This window comes from Shewanella putrefaciens (assembly GCF_016406325.1).
In the GTDB taxonomy this organism is placed as follows: domain Bacteria; phylum Pseudomonadota; class Gammaproteobacteria; order Enterobacterales; family Shewanellaceae; genus Shewanella; species Shewanella putrefaciens.
In genome coordinates, this window is the sequence record NZ_CP066370.1 from 2482744 (window position 1) to 2498168 (window position 15425).

Here is a 15425-nt window from a genome sequence, read left to right on the forward strand (position 1 = left end):
GTCTTTAGAGATTACCTTCGACGCATAATTTCTGCCGCCCCTAGATATCCAGATATACGGCGCGTTGTCTTCCATTACATACGCAAAAGAGCCACCTTCTAAACTCAGAAAGTGACTCTTTCAAGAGCTATATTATTATTGGTTTTAGCTCGGGTTCTCGCATTACACTGCTCGCTTCAACAGCATGGACTTAATATGACCAATTGCTTTAGTCGGATTAAGACCTTTTGGACACACATCAACGCAGTTCATGATGCCGTGGCAACGGAACACGCTATAGGCGTCGTCCAGCTCAGATAAACGCTCTTCTGTAGCTGTATCGCGACTGTCGATCAAGAAACGGTATGCATGGAGCAAACCGCTAGGACCGATAAACTTATCAGGGTTCCACCAGAATGATGGACAAGCCGTAGAACAGCATGCACACATGATACATTCGTACAACCCGTCTAAATGAGCACGCTCTTCAGGGGATTGTAAATGTTCACGGGCAGGCATTTTCTCATCATTGATGAGATAAGGCTTGATCTTCTCATACTGCTTATAGAACTGAGTAAGATCAACCACTAAGTCACGCACAACAGGCATACCTGGTAACGGACGGATCTCCAATTTCTTACCTTTAAAGGTTGAAATCGGGGTAATACACGCCAGACCATTTTTACCATTCATGTTCACGCCATCGCTACCACACACACCTTCACGGCATGAGCGGCGGAATGATAGCGTCGGATCTTGCTCTTTTAACTTGATCAGTGCATCAAGCACCATCATGTCTGAGCCATCTGCCACTTCTAAGCTGTAATCCTGCATGTATGGTTTAGTATCTACATCAGGATTGTAACGATAAACTGCAAATTCCAATTTCATCTTTGCAACTCCTAGTAGGTACGCTTCTTCGGTGGGAATGCTTCACGTAACTTAGGTGCCATATTCACAGCACGACGGTCCATGGTCTCTGTCACAGGGTCAAACAAGCTGTGGCATAACCAATTTTCATCGTCACGCTCTAAATAATCTTCACGCGAATGAGCGCCGCGGCTCTCAGTACGGAAGTTGGCAGCATAAGCAGTCGCAATCGCCGTCGCCATTAAGTTATCTAACTCTAAACATTCAATACGTTGCGTGTTGAATTCACGGGAGTTATCTGACAACTTAGCATTTTCTAACCGCTTACGAATCGCTTTTAACTGCTCTAAGCCTTCAGCCATAGCATCACCACGGCGGAATACAGAGAAGTTTAATTGCATGCAAAGTTGTAAATCCTTACGGATTTGCGCTGGATCTTCACCATCTTTGTTGTTTTCCCAACGGTTCAGACGTGCAAGTGACGCTTGAATATCCGCATCGGTCGCATCTTTAGGATCGGCTGTCTCATCGAGCGCCTTACCTAAATGTTGTCCCGCTGCACGACCAAATACCACTAAGTCAAGCAGTGAGTTGCCACCTAAACGGTTAGCACCGTGTACAGATACACAGGCAATCTCACCTACCGCGAATAAACCGATAACATCCTGTTCAGTGCCGTCTTCATGCTTACGAATCACTTGACCGCTAACCTTAGTTGGCAGACCGCCCATCATATAGTGACACGTTGGTAATACTGGGATTGGGCCATCGGCCGGATCGATATGGGCAAAGGTACGAGACAATTCACACACGCCTGGTAAACGTGCTTCTAATGTTTCTTTACCTAAGTGATCAAGCTTCAGTAAACAGTGTGGACCTAATGGACCATCTAAACCACGGCCTTCACGGATTTCAGTCATCATAGAACGTGCTACTACGTCGCGTGATGCTAAATCCTTCGCGTTGGGCGCATAACGCTCCATAAAACGCTCGCCGTCTTTATTTAGAAGATATCCACCTTCTCCACGACAACCTTCAGTCACAAGTACACCCGCGCCGGCGATGCCCGTTGGGTGGAATTGCCACATTTCCATATCTTGCATTTGTACGCCAGCACGCATTGCCATACCGACACCGTCACCGGTGTTAATATGTGCGTTTGTTGTAGACGCATAAATACGACCTGCACCACCCGTTGCTAAAACGGTGGCTTTGGCTTTGAAGTAAACGATATCGCCTGTTTCGATTTCAATCGCGGTACAGCCTACGATAGCACCATCAGCGTTCTTCACTAAATCTAAGGCATACCACTCAGAGAAGACTTGCGTTTTGTGTTTAACGTTTTGCTGATACAAACAATGCAGTAAAGCATGACCTGTACGGTCGGCAGCTGCCGCCGTACGCGCCGCCTGCTCACCACCAAAGTTCTTAGATTGACCGCCGAAAGGACGTTGATAAATCTTACCATTTTCAAAACGAGAGAAAGGCAACCCCATATGCTCAAGTTCAATAATGGCTTCTGGACCAGTTTGACACATAAATTCGATAGCATCTTGGTCGCCGATAAAATCGGAACCTTTAACGGTATCGTACATATGTTGTTCCCAGTGATCTTCATGGGCATTACCTAACGCAACGGTAATACCTCCCTGTGCAGACACAGTATGAGAACGTGTTGGGAAAACTTTTGATAAAAGCGCACAGCTTTTACCTTCTTTAGAAATCTGCAGAGCTGCGCGCATACCCGCACCGCCCGCTCCTATCACTACTGCATCAAATTCGCGTACTGGAATACTCACTTAGACACCCCACACAATAACAATGCCAGCCGCCAGATAACAAAAGACGGTAACGACAAAGGTGAACTGTAAAACACCACGTAACGACGTGCACTTAACGTAATCGGTCAATACTTGCCATACACCAATCCATGCATGTACTAACAATGCGACTAACGCTAAAAGAGTGAATACTTTCATCGGCAGAGCGCTAAACAGGCCATGCCAAACGTCGTAGGTGAGAGGGGAACTACATGCAATAAAGCCAACCAAGAAAATAGTATAACAGGCGAGGATCACTGCACTAGCGCGTAGTAAAATAAAGTCATGAACACCACTGCGTCCAAAACTTGCTGCATTGGTTACCATACCCAGATCCCCGCTACAATTGAAAAGGCTACCGTTAGCACGAAAACAGCTTTCGCTGAGGCGGTACCCGAAGCCAACTCTTCCCAACGACCCGTATCCATTACTAAGTGACGTAAACCACCGAATAAATGATAGGCCAATGCGGTCATAATGCCCCATAGGATAAACTTCATAATGAAGTTATCAAATAGAGATTGTACGCTAGCAAAACTTTCAGCGGAGGCTAAAGAAGAATTTAGCAACCAAATCAGAATGCCAACAGCGAACAGCATGATGACACCGGATACACGGTGAAGAATTGACGCAATCGCTGTTGCAGGAAAGCGAATGGTCTGCAGATCTAAATGGACAGGTCTTTGCTTTTTCACGTTCTGCTCACTCAGCTCCATTGAGCATTTTTTTGTTATGTGAACCGCTTTTGTACAAACTTTAAACTGGGAGATAAATCACGGCAAAAGTAAACACAAAAGCAAAGTTTAAACAAACAGTTAACTATTTGAACACACACTCATTTAACATGTAAAAAATGGGTGCTTTATAATCATTGTTTGCAGCCCTTATTGGGCGGAGGCAAGTATACTCGCGGCAAATGTCAAATACAAACATCACAGAATGCAAATTATGTTTTTTTAATAACTTTTTCGCGTAAGTACCAGTCGTAGCAAGGAAAGTAACCGCTTTTATACCATGGTCTAACAAATTTAAACGCTTATTTAAATTGAAATGTGATCTAGAATGGCTGTAAAGTAATGGCGGTTTGACATGCCGCACTCACAGATAAAAATGAAGTAAGGAGAACGGGGTATGGCTGATTTAAGAGCCAAATTAGAATTACCAGGGAACGACTCGATAGAATTGCCAGTAAAGCAGGGATCCGCTGGTTTTGATGTAATCGATATCAGTAAACTTGGCAGCAAAGGTTACTTTACCTTTGATCCAGGTTTTCTCGCGACAGCCTCCTGTGAATCTGCAATAACCTATATCGATGGCGATCAAGGTATATTGTTACACCGTGGCTATCCAATTGAGCAACTCGCCGTTGACTCCGATTACCTAGACCTGTGTTATCTGTTGCTTTACGGTGAACTGCCGACGAAAGCGCAATATGCTGAGTTTGTACATACAGTAAAAACCCACACTATGGTCCATGAGCAGCTAGCCTTCTTCTTTAGAGGCTTCCGTCGTGATGCTCATCCTATGGCGATGTTATGTGGTGTGACTGGTGCATTGTCTGCATTTTACCAAGACTCACTCGATGTCAACGATCCTCGCCACCGCGAAATCGCCGCTTATCGCCTAGTCTCCAAAATGCCAACGATTGCTGCTATGTGCTACAAGTATTCTTCAGGCCAACCATTCGTTTACCCACGTAATGACTTGAGCTATGCAGGCAACTTCTTAAGCATGATGTTTGCAGTGCCGTGTGAAGAGTACAAAGTAAATCCAATTGTTGAACGCGCTATGGACAGGATCTTCATTTTACATGCCGATCATGAACAAAATGCATCAACCTCAACCGTACGTTTAGCCGGTTCTTCAGGTGCCAACCCATTTGCCTGTATTGCAGCGGGTATTGCTTCACTGTGGGGTCCTGCACACGGCGGTGCCAATGAAGCATGCTTACAAATGTTGGAAGAAATCGGTTCTGTAGACCGTATTCCTGAATTCATTGAACGGGCGAAAGACAAGAATGATCCATTCCGTCTGATGGGCTTTGGACACCGTGTTTACAAAAACTTTGATCCTCGTGCCAAAGTGATGCGTGAAACCTGTCATGAAGTGTTAAAAGAGCTAAAAGTACAAGATCCACTGTTAGATGTAGCAATGGAACTTGAACGTATTGCCCTTGAGGATGAATACTTTATTTCTAAAAAGCTGTATCCAAACGTCGATTTCTACTCTGGCATCATCATGAAAGCCATTGGTATTCCGACCAGTATGTTCACTGTGCTGTTCGCACTGGCCCGTACTGTAGGCTGGATTGCCCACTGGAAAGAAATGTTAGATCAACCCGGTCATAAGATCAGCCGTCCACGTCAATTGTACACTGGCGAAGTCGCACGCGATTTTGTTGACTTAGACAAACGCTAAGCATTGATGCTGAAGTCTAGTCCTGAAATAAGTTGATTCTTATTTCTACCTAAAAAGCGCCTTTATGGCGCTTTTTTCATATCAAAGACACTATCCAAGTCACTCTGTCATTAATTGTTACAATGACATCCTTGAATAATCGCTATTAACCGCATTTAGTTAGTTATTCTCATCACTTTTTAAACTTTTTAGCTACATTTAGTAAAATCAATCAATTCAAAACAAGCATATAAAATCATAACTAATTGAAATTTAAAAACATTAAACATTGGCATATTTAATGCTAATCGTTGACATCATAATTAAGATAATAGGTCTCTCTCTTATGGAAAAGTCTAAAATAACCACCTTCGCTTTGCCTTTATTAATGATGTCTATGTTGGCGGCCTGTGGTGAAGAACAAGTCACAAAAAAAGAAGATAAATATGCCATTCCGGTCGAAACTACCACTGTGATGCAAGGAGATGTTTCTTCTTTTTACAGTACAACAGCGACCTTAGAAGCCCCACAGGAAGCCAATGTCGTCAGTCGTATCTCTGGACTCATTGAATCCATCACTGTAGAAGAAGGCGACCGCGTACGAAAAGGTCAAGTGCTGGCGGTTATCGATGCTAAAAGACAACAATATGATTTAGACCGCTCGGAAGCCGAAGTAAAAATCATTGAACAAGAACTTAACCGTTTAAATAAAATGAGCAATAAGGAATTTATTAGCGCCGATTCTTTGGCAAAACTTGAATACAATCTGCAAGCCGCTATCGCGAAAAAAGACCTTGCCGAGCTACAAGTGAAGGAAAGCCGGGTTATCTCCCCTATTGATGGCGTTATCGCCAAACGCTACGTGAAAGCGGGTAATATGGCCAAAGAATTTGGCGATCTGTTCTATATCGTCAATCAAGATGAACTTCACGGCATAGTCCATTTGCCAGAACAACAACTCACTAGCCTTAAACTTGGCCAAGAAGCACAAATTTTTAGCAACCAACAAAGCAATCAGACTATTGATGCTAAAGTACTGCGTATTAGTCCAATCGTCGATCCCCAAAGTGGTACTTTTAAGGTGACGCTCGCCGTTCCTAATGAAAATGCCCGCCTCAAAGCAGGCATGTTTACCCGGGTTGAACTTAAATACGATACCCATGAAAATGTGATTACCGTTCCCTACAGTGCCTTGATTAACCAAGATAATAAACAAGCACTGTATGTTATTGAGGGAACAAATGCTAATCGTCGCGAAGTCACAATTGGCTATCGTGAAGGGGATGCGGTTGAAATTGTTTCAGGTATCAAACCTGGTGAGCAAGTCGTTACCCGTGGGCACCAAAACTTGAAAGACCAATCCTTAGTCGAAGTGATCACACCACTCGATCTCGCATCTGCTAAGAACTAAATAGGAGTCTTTCATGTCAATTATTAGCACCTCGGTTAAGCGGCCAGTCACAGTATGGATGTTTATGCTGGCAGTAATCTTATTCGGAATGGTCGGTTTTTCTCGCTTGGCTGTGAAATTACTTCCTGACTTAAGCTATCCAACCCTCACGATTCGCACTACCTATGATGGTGCTGCGCCCGTTGAAGTAGAGCAGCTGGTCTCCAAACCTATTGAGGAAGCAGTTGGTGTTGTTAAGGGCCTACGAAAAATTAGCTCTATTTCCCGTTCAGGCATGTCGGACGTTGTGCTTGAATTTGAATGGGGTACCACTATGGATATGGCGAGTTTAGATGTACGTGAAAAGCTCGACACTATTGCTCTACCGCTCGATGTTAAAAAACCACTCTTACTGCGCTTTAACCCAAATCTTGACCCCATAATGCGCCTTGCTCTGTCAGTGCCAAACGTCTCTGAAGCCGAGCTTAAACAAATGCGTACCTATGCCGATGAAGAGCTCAAACGGCGCTTAGAAGCACTTTCAGGAGTGGCTGCGGTACGCTTATCTGGCGGTCTAGAGCAGGAAGTACACATTCTGCTCAACCAAGAGAAACTGTCGCAACTTAATCTTAATGCCGATGATATTAAACGTCGCATTAACGAAGAAAATATTAACCTCTCTGCGGGCAAGGTAATCCAAGGTGATCGTGAATACTTAGTACGAACACTTAACCAATTCAATTCATTAGAAGAGTTGGGCCAAGTTATCGTTTATCGTGATGAACAAAATTTAGTACGGCTGTTTGAAGTGGCAACTATCAGTGATGCCTATAAAGAGCGCAGCGATATCACTCGCATTGGTAGCCAAGAATCTATTGAATTAGCCATTTATAAAGAAGGTGATGCCAATACCGTAGCCGTTGCCAAAAAATTACGCGATGAACTGGCTAAAATCAATCAAGACCCCAAGCAAAATAAACTTGAGGTGATTTACGATCAATCTGAGTTTATCGAAAGTGCGGTCAGTGAAGTCACCTCTTCGGCCCTAATGGGCAGCGTATTATCTATGTTGGTTATCTACCTCTTTTTACGCAATATTATACCAACACTGATTATTTCTATCTCGATCCCCTTCTCTGTTATCGCGACCTTTAACATGATGTATTTCGCCGATATCAGCTTAAACATTATGTCATTAGGCGGGATCGCTCTCGCCATTGGGTTACTGGTTGATAATGCCATTGTTGTACTAGAAAACATCGACCGCTGCCGCAGTGAAGGCATGAGTAAACTAGACGCGGCAGTAACGGGCACCAAAGAAGTGGCCGGTGCAATTTTTGCTTCAACACTCACCACATTGGCGGTGTTTATACCATTGGTGTTTGTTGATGGAATAGCCGGAGCATTATTCTCGGATCAAGCCTTAACAGTCACTTTTGCACTATTGGCCTCGCTATTAGTCGCCTTAACATCCATTCCAATGTTGGCATCTCGGGAAGGCTTTAGCACCTTGCCAGCATTAATAAAAACTGAGCCGAAAAACAAACCCACCACCAAAATGGGCAAACTAAAACACTACAGTGCGACAGTGTTCTCCTTCCCTATTCTATTAATTTTTAGCTACTTACCAAGTGCAGCGCTCACCTTAGTGCTAATTTTAGGCCGCTTATTCTCATGGCTAATCGGTTTAGTAATGCGGCCTCTAAGCTCGGCTTTTAATTTTATATACCACGGTATTGAGAAGGTGTATCACACACTATTAGCCTCGGCACTACGCCAACAAAAAATAACACTGTTACTGACCATTGCGCTCACAGGTGCTTGCATTAGTTTGTTACCGCGCCTTGGTATGGAATTGATCCCCCCCATGAATCAGGGTGAGTTTTATGTGGAAATTCTACTCCCCCCCCGGAACGGCAGTCAGTGAAACGGACAAGGTATTGCAGCAACTTGCGCTATCGATTAAAGACAAAACGGAAGTCAAGCATGCCTATAGTCAAGCGGGCAGTGGCGGCTTAATGACCTCAGATACTGCCCGTGGTGGCGAGAACTGGGGGCGTTTACAAGTCGTACTTAACGATCACAGTGCCTATAACGCCATCACTCAAGTGCTACGTGATACCGCGCGCCGTATTCCTGAGCTTGAGACCAAAATCGAGCAACCTGAGTTATTTAGCTTTAAAACGCCGCTTGAAATTGAACTCACAGGCTATGATTTACAGTTACTCAAACGCAGTGCAGATAATCTGGTTAAAGCCCTCGCAGTTTCAGATCGTTTTGCCGACGTCAATACCAGTCTGCGTGATGGTCAACCCGAATTGAGTATTCGCTTTGATCATGCTCGCTTAGCTGCGCTAGGCATGGACGCGCCTATGGTTGCAAATCGTATCGCCCAACGTGTAGGTGGTACCATTGCCAGCCAATACACAGTGCGAGACCGTAAGATTGATATTCTGGTGCGCAGCGAGCTCGCGGAACGGGATAATATCAGTGATATTGATGCCTTGATCATCAATCCAAACAGCAGTCATCCCATAGCACTAAGTGCAGTGGCCGAAGTATCACTTCAACTAGGCCCCTCAGCAATAAACCGCATCAGCCAACAACGGGTCGCACTCGTATCGGCAAACCTTGCCTACGGTGATTTAAGTGATGCAGTAGCTACAGCGCAGGACATCTTGTCACAACAAGTACTTCCTGCATCGGTACAAGCCCGCTTTGGTGGTCAAAATGAAGAAATGGAGCACTCGTTCCAATCCCTCAAAATTGCCCTTATCTTAGCCATTTTCTTAGTGTATTTAGTGATGGCAAGTCAATTTGAGTCTCTGCTTCATCCCCTATTAATCCTCTTTGCAGTACCTATGGCACTGGGTGGCAGTATTCTTGGGCTCTACCTTACCCAAACTCATTTGAGTGTGGTGGTGTTTATTGGTCTTATTATGCTGGCAGGTATTGTGGTCAACAACGCCATTGTACTGGTTGATCGTATTAATCAATTACGTTCTGAAGGCGTACAAAGACTTCATGCGATAAGTGTGGCGGCAAAATCACGCCTACGTCCCATTATGATGACCACACTCACTACTACCCTTGGTTTACTACCAATGGCCTTAGGTTTAGGTGATGGTTCAGAGGTACGTGCCCCAATGGCGATTACAGTGATCTTTGGTCTGAGTTTATCGACTTTACTGACCTTAATTGTGCTGCCAGTGCTTTACGCCCTATTCGACCGGAAAACCTATGCCGTGACGGACTCACATGTCAGTGTTGAGGAGGCTCGCCCATGAACCTCACTCGTTTAGCCATTAAACGCCCTGTCACTACCAGCATGTTTTTCTTTGCTATTTTACTTTTTGGGCTAGTATCTAGTCGTCTATTACCATTGGAAATGTTCCCCGGTATTGATATCCCACAGATAGTGGTGGAAGTGCCTTACAAAGGCTCGACACCTGCGGAGGTTGAGCGAGATATCACGAAGATTTTGGAAGAATCACTCGCCACAATGGGAGGGATTGATGAGCTTGAATCAGAGTCCTCCCAAGAAGGCGCCGAAATCGAAATCAACATGAAGTGGGGCGAAAACGTCGCCACTAAGAGCTTAGAAGCGCGGGAAAAAATTGATGCGGTAAGGCATTTACTCCCCAAGGATGTTGAGCGTGTTTTTATTCGTCAGTTCTCTACTGCTGATATGCCAGTACTAACCATTCGTATATCGAGTGAGCGAGAACTCTCTGGCGCGTTCGATCTACTTGATAAACAACTCAAGCGACCACTTGAGCGAGTTGAAGGTGTGTCTAAGGTCAATCTTTATGGCGTTGAACAAAAACAAATTGAAGTGCGTATCAACGCCGATCGTCTGGCAGCCAGTGGCATTTCGGCAACCGATTTACAGGAGCGTTTAAACAGAGAGAACTTTGTGATTAGCGCAGGTACACTCAGGGCCAGCAATATCGTTTATCAAGTGCCACCTAAGGGAGAATTTAGAAACCTTGAAGATATTAATGCACTGGTACTGATCCCCGGACTCACCCTTGGCGATATCGCTGATGTACAGTTTGCCTTACCCGAACGTGTACAAGGCCGGCATTTAGATAAACACTATGCCGTAGGTTTAGATGTATTTAAAGAATCAGGCGCTAATCTAGTCGATGTGTCTGAGCGTGTGCTCAAAGTGATCGATCAAGCGAAACAAGACCAACAATTCCAAGGTATTCGCCTTTTTATCATGGAAGATCAAGCCTCTGGAGTAAAATCCTCATTAATGGATTTGCTACTTTCTGGATTAATCGGTGCACTGTTGTCCTTTATAGTGCTGTATTTGTTCCTGCGTAATTTAAAAATGACCTTAGTTGTCGTGTCGTCTGTGCCTATTTCAATCGGCATGACACTCGCTGCCATGTATTTGCTCGGCTACAGCTTGAATATTCTGTCTATGATGGGGTTATTGCTTGCCATTGGTATGCTCATTGATAACGCCGTTGTGGTAACAGAGAGCGTGCTCCAGGAGAAACAAGGTAAACCCCCTAAAGACAATGAAGAGTCAGTGATGACGGGGGTCGATAAGGTCTCTCTGGCTGTATTAGCAGGCACAATGACCACCGCCATTGTCTTTTTACCCAATATCTTTGGGGTAAAGGTCGAGATCACCATTTTTCTCGAGCATGTTGCCATTGCCATTTGTATTTCCCTCGCAGCATCATTGCTGGTTGCCAAGACCTTAATCCCTTTGCTGCTCACTAAGCTCCACTTCGACATCCCGACCAAAAAAGAGACGGGTAATTTACAACGCTTCTATAACAAAAGCCTTAACTGGGTGTTACTCAGACCTTGGCGGTCAGGCATGATCGCTGTGGCAATTCTCACCTCGACTGCGCTACCACTCTCCATGGTTAAGCAGGACCAAGAAGATAGCCAAAGCAAAGAGCGAATTTATATCAATTATCAGGTAGAAGGTCGCCATAACCTTAATGTCACAGAAGCCATGGTGAATCAAATGGAAGAATATCTTTATAAAAATAAAGAAGAATTCCATATAGATTCTGTCTATAGCTACTATGCCTCTGACGATGGCTCATCGGTCATTCTGTTAAAAAAAGACTTACCTATACCACTTGATGAGTTAAAAAAGAAAATCCGCAGTGGCTTCCCTAAATATTCCATCGCCAAGCCACAATTTGGCTGGGGCAATGATAACTCCGGCGTTCGAGTCACACTCACAGGTCGCTCAACCACTGAACTTATTCACTTAAGTGAACAAGTGCTCCCTTTGCTCTCCAATATTAAAGGATTGCAAGATGTTCGCTCCGAGCTTAACGGTGCGCAGCAAGAAGTGGTGATCCGTATCGATAGGCAAATGGCGGCGCGGTTAGATTTAAAGCTCAATGAAGTAGCATCGAGTATTTCTATGGCGCTTCGAGGTTCTCCACTGCGATCATTCCGCCACGATCCCAATGGCGAGCTCCGTATTGAAATGGCCTATGAAAAGGAATGGCAAAAATCCTTAGAGAAACTTAAACAGTTGCCAATAGTACGTATAGACCAAAGGGTTTACACCTTAGATAACTTAGCGAAAATCGAAATCCAACCACGTTTCGATACTATTCGGCATTACAATCGTCAAACCTCACTGTCGATTGGCGCTAATTTAGAGGAGATGACCACGGAAGAGGCGCAAACAAAAATCAAGCAAGTGATGGAAAATATCCATTTTCCTGATGGATATAACTACTCACTGCGTGGTGGATTCGAGCGTCAAGATGAAGACCAAAGTGTCATGGCTATTAATATGTTACTCGCCGTGGCGATGATTTATATTGTGATGGCGGCGCTATTTGAATCTTTGCTTTTACCTGCGGCCATTATCACCTCAATCCTATTTTCGATAACCGGCGTATTTTGGGCGCTATTCTTAACGGGTACTCCCAATTCGGTCATGGCAATGATTGGGATCTTGATTTTAATGGGTATCGTGGTGAACAACGGTATAGTACTGGTTGATCAAATCAACCAAATGACGCCAGATCTCGATAAACTTTCCGACACAATACGCGAGGTTTGCATCACGCGTTTACGCCCAGTGTTAATGACGGTTGGTACAACGGTACTGGGTTTACTGCCACTGGCGTTGGGCGAAACCCAAATCGGCGGTGGTGGCCCGCCATACTACCCCATGGCAATTGCTATTATCGGTGGTTTATCGTTCTCGACCGTGACTAGCTTGTACTTAGTCCCTTTGTGCTATCAAGCCTTTTATCGAATGCGTCACCACGCCGCAATTCGTTTAGGTGAGTCTAACAGACTGGCTCAAAAGCTATTGCCATGGACGGTTTAATCTAATCAAAAACTGTGAAAAGGCTGCATGACAGCCTTTTTTATTTCACTATTTTCTTTCTATTTATCAATAAATTGAATTTACAACACCACAAAGCTAATCATATACAATTGTTCAAGTCCGGGATAAATCTCGGCTATCACACTGCGAAGCTGTGGCAGCGTCATATTCTCTTGCTCGGCATGAACGTCGGTGAGCTCAGTTAACTTCACTGGCATGACATCAATAATCTGGATATCACAGAACCAACGATCAGTTTCGAAGGTTGAAACAGGCAAAATTTGCCCCGCAACTACATGGGATTCTGTTTCATCGCGCAGGGTTATCGTTTTAGCACCACTTAAAATATCTTGCTCAAAACGTTCAAAAAAAGTGATTTTACTAAGTAACACAACTTATCCTCAGCTCAGTATATAAGTCATTAAAATGGTATTAGTGTCAAAAATGCGGAGCAACATAATGGCTTTTGATCCGTACTGACAGCATGTCTAGCAAAATATCCATTATCTGTTCCCCCACGCGGTCTCCTATTTGAGTCACATTTATATGCTAAGAATCTCTCGAAATTGTGCCACAAAAAGTTGTGCTTCTTTTCGACAAAATACAGCAAAATATAGTCAGTTCGCTTGGATTGAGTTAGAATCCGCCCTCAATTGAGCCCTTGGCCTCATGTTCCTGCGTATAGCGGGTACGCAACGAAATTAGAGACGTCATGAACAAGAAACAAAAGATCATCAAGAAAATAGCAAAACGTGCCAAGGCTAGACTGAATAAAGTCGACCCAGTGACTATCGGCTCACCTGCCAAATCAGGTTACATCTCTAAAGCTGAACGTGCACGACTCGAGGCGCTTGATGTATCCGCTAGTAGCCAAGTTGCAGAAGCTGACTGCGACTCTAACGCAAAATAATCACTCAAGATCACAAATAAAACGCCACATTGATTGTGGCGTTTTATTTTAGGGATAGTTTTCCAGATGATAACGAAACGATTCGTCAAAGGTATCACTCACCCACTTTAGATTTGGTTCGGTTATCCTTGGTCCCTTCTGCTTTATCCGGTTTGTTAACATCGTCACTCGTTAATATGGACTGGCATTCCTGTTCTTCAGTCATTTGTCCCATTTGTACATGGGAAGAAGACAAAGGGTTTGTGGCACTCGGTAAGTTCTCAGCGACACAATTGGCAATCTCGTCCTCATCAGTGAGTAATACTTGTTCAGAGTTTAGGGGCGTACTAATCGCCTCGGCGTTTACAGGTAAAACGCCAGCCTTAGCTTGGGCTGCCACTTTATCGACTAAACGATAGGCCACCAGCACACCTAAAATCCCAAATAAAATAGAACCGATAACTTGGCCAATCAGCACGCCATACACTCCGCCCCAAAGCGCACCAAAATAAACAAAGGGAATTGTGCCTAAAGTCGCCTTACCTACATTGAATAGCGTTGAGTATTTTGCTTTACCAAGATTATTAAATGAGGCATTTGCCACAAATAAAATTCCCGAGAAGGTGAAAAAGACAGCAATATAACTACAGAAAAACTCGATTAACTCTGCACTATCCCCCTTCATATCGAAAATACTAACGACCTGGGATTTCAACAGAAATAGTAACAAAGACATGGTGAGCACATACAGAGTACAAAACTGAATGGCCTTCGTCAGACTCTCACGCACTCGCTCAAATTGTCCTGCGCCAAAATTTTGCCCAACAATGGGGCCTATTGCCCCAGATAAGGCAAAAATCATCCCAAATGCAACAGGAACAAGTCGGCCTAATACGGCCCAACCAGCCACATAGGCATCGCCAAAATCGGCAATGGCTCGGGTTACAAAAGCATTACCAATGGGAGTGGCAATATTAGTCAGCATCGCAGGACCTGCAATGGCAAATATTGGCTTAAGATCGGCCATAAAATAGGATAAATCAAATTGACCTAAGAGCTGATGTTTTACCACCACGCCTCTACCCGCAATAATAAATACTGCTATACGTGCCAATACTGATGCCAGGGCGGCCCCTTCAATCCCCATAGCAAACAGGAAGATAAAAATCGGATCGAGCACCGCATTCACGCCACCGCCCGCTAAGGTCGACATCATTGACAACTTAGCATCCCCAACGGCCCGTAGCGCGCCACCAAGCGCCATTGCAAGACATATAAAAGGCAATGAAGGAACAAGGATATACAAATAACTTTCGGCGAGCTCTGCCGTATGGCCATTCGCACCAACAAGGGCTACTAACTCAGGAATAAATATCGTTACGACCACACTAACCAACACACTTATGAGGATCGTGACCACTGCACTATTCAGTAATAATCGCTTTGCCAGTAACACATCCTTAGCACCGATGGAGCGTGAAACTAACGCACCGAGGGCAATGGATAAACCTATCCCAATGGATGTGGTAAAAAACGAAATACTGCCCGCATAACCGACCGCAGCAGCAAGCTCATGTTCACCAAGCAAACTTAGGAAAAAGATATCGATTAAATCAACCACAAATAGGGCTGAAATCCCCACCGCAGCAGTCGAACTCATGACTAAAATATGCCTAAGAATCGGGCCTTCAACGAACTTTGCCTGTGTCATAGCTGAGGTGCACCTGCAGAATAAAAATATTTAGCGAC

Annotated in this window: 10 protein-coding genes and 1 pseudogene; 5 read left to right on the forward strand and 6 right to left on the reverse strand. The window is 44.4% G+C overall.

Annotation, left to right across the window (positions count from 1 at the left end; all coding sequences use genetic code 11):
• Positions 1-162 precede the first annotated feature (162 nt).
• The 4 genes from JEZ96_RS11060 to sdhC are packed head-to-tail and all read right to left on the reverse strand — an operon-like array spanning position 163 to position 3385.
• The gene (locus tag JEZ96_RS11060; protein ID WP_011919444.1) at positions 163-870 is read right to left on the reverse strand and encodes a succinate dehydrogenase iron-sulfur subunit; all 708 of its coding nucleotides are present in this window, start codon (positions 868-870) and stop codon (positions 163-165) included.
• 11 nt (positions 871-881) lie between these two features.
• Positions 882-2648, reverse strand: coding sequence for a succinate dehydrogenase flavoprotein subunit (gene sdhA, locus JEZ96_RS11065; RefSeq protein ID WP_011789071.1), 1767 nt, complete (start codon positions 2646-2648; stop codon positions 882-884).
• On the reverse strand, positions 2649-2996 hold the full coding sequence (gene sdhD, locus JEZ96_RS11070) for a succinate dehydrogenase, hydrophobic membrane anchor protein (protein WP_011789070.1): 348 nt from the start codon (positions 2994-2996) through the stop codon (positions 2649-2651).
• Positions 2990-3385, reverse strand: a complete 396-nt coding sequence (gene sdhC / locus JEZ96_RS11075; protein ID WP_011789069.1) for a succinate dehydrogenase cytochrome b556 subunit — start codon at positions 3383-3385, stop codon at positions 2990-2992. Before sdhC ends, sdhD begins: the two co-directional genes overlap by 7 nt.
• 415 nt (positions 3386-3800) lie before the next feature.
• Between sdhC and JEZ96_RS11080 the strand changes: the two genes are divergently transcribed.
• From JEZ96_RS11080 to JEZ96_RS11095, 4 genes and pseudogenes are all read left to right on the forward strand, one after another.
• A complete protein-coding gene (locus JEZ96_RS11080; RefSeq protein ID WP_011789068.1) occupies positions 3801-5087 on the forward strand; it encodes a citrate synthase in 1287 nt (428 codons plus the stop codon).
• 325 nt (positions 5088-5412) lie between these two features.
• Positions 5413-6477, forward strand: a complete 1065-nt coding sequence (locus JEZ96_RS11085) for an efflux RND transporter periplasmic adaptor subunit (protein WP_011789067.1) — start codon at positions 5413-5415, stop codon at positions 6475-6477.
• Positions 6478-6490: 13 nt separating this feature from the next.
• A pseudogene (locus JEZ96_RS11090) lies at positions 6491-9743 on the forward strand (efflux RND transporter permease subunit).
• Entirely contained in the window at positions 9740-12787 is a 3048-nt protein-coding gene (locus tag JEZ96_RS11095; RefSeq protein ID WP_198779802.1) for an efflux RND transporter permease subunit, read from the forward strand. The pseudogene JEZ96_RS11090 and the gene JEZ96_RS11095 overlap by 4 nt, the downstream one beginning before the upstream one ends.
• Positions 12788-12867: 80 nt before the next feature.
• Here the strand turns inward: JEZ96_RS11095 and yqfB are convergent, their stop codons facing one another.
• Entirely contained in the window at positions 12868-13179 is a 312-nt protein-coding gene (yqfB, locus tag JEZ96_RS11100) for a N(4)-acetylcytidine aminohydrolase (protein WP_011789064.1), read from the reverse strand.
• Between the two features lie 320 nt (positions 13180-13499).
• On the opposite strand from yqfB, the gene JEZ96_RS11105 reads away from it, so the two are divergent.
• Entirely contained in the window at positions 13500-13697 is a 198-nt protein-coding gene (locus tag JEZ96_RS11105; protein ID WP_011789063.1) for a DUF2986 domain-containing protein, read from the forward strand.
• A 94-nt stretch (positions 13698-13791) separates the two neighbouring features.
• Here the strand turns inward: JEZ96_RS11105 and JEZ96_RS11110 are convergent, their stop codons facing one another.
• Positions 13792-15387, reverse strand: a complete 1596-nt coding sequence (locus JEZ96_RS11110) for an MATE family efflux transporter (protein ID WP_025007792.1) — start codon at positions 15385-15387, stop codon at positions 13792-13794.
• Positions 15388-15425 lie beyond the last annotated feature (38 nt).

Coding starts and splice junctions, on each gene's coding strand:
- JEZ96_RS11060 (WP_011919444.1), bottom strand. CDS start 870: ATGAAATTGGAATTTGCAGTTTATCGTTACAATCCTGATGTAGATACT.
- sdhD (WP_011789070.1), bottom strand. CDS start 2,996: ATGGTAACCAATGCAGCAAGTTTTGGACGCAGTGGTGTTCATGACTTT.
- sdhC (WP_011789069.1), bottom strand. CDS start 3,385: ATGGAGCTGAGTGAGCAGAACGTGAAAAAGCAAAGACCTGTCCATTTA.
- JEZ96_RS11080 (WP_011789068.1), top strand. CDS start 3,801: ATGGCTGATTTAAGAGCCAAATTAGAATTACCAGGGAACGACTCGATA.
- JEZ96_RS11085 (WP_011789067.1), top strand. CDS start 5,413: ATGGAAAAGTCTAAAATAACCACCTTCGCTTTGCCTTTATTAATGATG.
- JEZ96_RS11095 (WP_198779802.1), top strand. CDS start 9,740: ATGAACCTCACTCGTTTAGCCATTAAACGCCCTGTCACTACCAGCATG.
- JEZ96_RS11105 (WP_011789063.1), top strand. CDS start 13,500: ATGAACAAGAAACAAAAGATCATCAAGAAAATAGCAAAACGTGCCAAG.
- JEZ96_RS11110 (WP_025007792.1), bottom strand. CDS start 15,387: ATGACACAGGCAAAGTTCGTTGAAGGCCCGATTCTTAGGCATATTTTA.